This is a genomic window from Guyparkeria sp. (assembly GCF_041687595.1).
Lineage (GTDB): Bacteria > Pseudomonadota > Gammaproteobacteria > Halothiobacillales > Halothiobacillaceae > Guyparkeria.
Map to the genome: position 1 here is coordinate 12,830 of NZ_JAWLBP010000048.1, position 1,808 is coordinate 14,637.

Below are 1,808 nucleotides of genomic sequence, written 5' to 3' on the forward strand. Positions count from 1 at the left end.
TCTACGGCCATGGCGGCTGGATCCCGGGGTACGTCTCGAGCCTGCGCCACTATGCCGCCCATGGCATCACCGTTGCCTTCCAGATCAACACCGATGCCGGCTTTCTGGACGACAAGACCGAGCTCGTCCCGGCGCTTGAGGCTGCGCTGGCCGATCTCGCCATGGGCGCAGGCCAATGATCACCCGCCGATCACTCCTTGTCGGGATGGGCGCGATCGTTCTGGCGAGCGGCGCCTGGACCGTTGGCGCGTATCGCGCGTCGATGGCAGGCGCGGAGGCGCGGCTCGCCCGGCGCAGCAGCGTCATCGATACGCACGCCGGTGCGCTCGAATACGCCGTTGCGGGGCACGGGCCGCCGCTCATGATGATCCATGGCACGGGAGGCGGCTTCGACCAGGGGCTCCTGTTCGCCCATGCCTTGCGCGAGGGTGGTTTTCGGATCGTCGCGCCGTCGCGCTTCGGCTATCTGCGCAGCGGCTTTCCCGACGATGCCTCCCCCGCTCACCAGGCCGATGTGCTGGTGGAACTGCTCGACACCCTCGGGATCCAGCGCCTTCCCGTCGTCGGCGGCTCGGCCGGTGCCCTCAGTGCGGCCGAGTTCGCCCTGCGGCATCCGGACCGGTGCTCTCGTCTTGTCCTGCTGGTGCCGGCGGCCAATCTTGCCGGCCGCGATCCGGTGGAGTTCACGATCGCGCAGAAGATGGCAGTGGATCTGGTGCTTGGCTCGGACCTGGCCTTCTGGTCGCTTTCCACCCTCGCGCCGCGGCAGATGATCCGCACGTTGCTTGCGACCGATCCCGCACTGCTCTCGCAAGTGGACCCCGAGGAGCGCCGTCGTGCCGAGCTGATTCTCAAAAGTCTCATGCCCATCGGCCGCAGGGTGGATGGCCTGCGCAACGATGCCTTCTGGGCTGGGACGCCGTCACCCACGGCCTATGAGGCGATCGAGGTTCCGACACGGATCCTCTCCTGCGAGGACGACCTTTTCGGGACCGCAGACACCGCGCGACGCCTTGCCGAGCGCATCCCGGAAGCCGCACTGACGATCTGGCCCGAGGGCGGCCATATCTGGCTCGGTCATGACACCGATGTCGCAAGGGAGATCGCCGCGTTCGTCGAGACGCGAGGCTGATCGCGAAGAAGTCGTTGCCAGTCTGACAGGGACGCCGAGATGACCTGGAAAGAAGTCGTTCGGAGTGAGTTCGGCATTACTGGCTGCCTGGAGGCTCAGGTGTTCGGCTGCGAGCCAGTGAGCGGGTTGCCATGAGTGGTGGCCGGACGCCGGTCGGCCTTGTGCGGACCCTTACCCATTGGGCGGGCTGGATCGTAGTCGTCGCGGCCGTTCTGACGGCTGTGCCGGCGTCGCATGTCTCGGCCCGGGAAGCCATCCTGCTCGAAGAACGCCTTGCGCAGACGGTACCCGAACGGATGTCCCGCGAGGGTGTGTCCGGTTTGGTGATCGTGCTCCTGCGCAACGGCACACTGGTCTGGATGGAGGCCTTCGGCATGGCCGATCCTCAGGCGGGTCGCGCGATGACGCCGGACGCGCTGTTTCGCGTCGAGTCGATCTCCAAACCCGTCACCGCCTGGGGCGCGATGCGACTCGCCGAGACTGGGCGACTCGACCTCGACGCGTCCCTGACCGAATGCCTGGCCGACTGGCAGCCGCCCGGCGGCCTGCCGCCAATCACGCCGCGCGAGCTTCTGTCCCACAGCGCCGGTATTGGCCTCGGCGATTATGCAGCGCGCTATGCCCCTGGTGCGCCGCGACCCGGGCTCACCGAGCATCTCGCCGAGGACTTTTCGAT

General features: G+C 67.3%; 2 protein-coding genes. Both read left to right on the forward strand.

Annotated elements, in window-relative coordinates:
- The first annotated feature begins 175 nt into the window (after positions 1 to 175).
- Complete coding sequence (locus ACESL5_RS07985) at positions 176 to 1,132, forward strand: alpha/beta fold hydrolase (protein WP_372592254.1); 957 nt, start codon at positions 176 to 178, stop codon at positions 1,130 to 1,132.
- Between the two features lie 131 nt (positions 1,133 to 1,263).
- A partial coding sequence (locus tag ACESL5_RS07990; protein ID WP_372592255.1) for a serine hydrolase domain-containing protein occupies positions 1,264 to 1,808 on the forward strand: 545 nt, incomplete at its 3' end.

Excerpts from the sequence above, each read along its gene's own strand:
- ACESL5_RS07985 (WP_372592254.1), top strand. The coding sequence starts at position 176 with ATGATCACCCGCCGATCACTCCTTGTCGGGATGGGCGCGATCGTTCTG.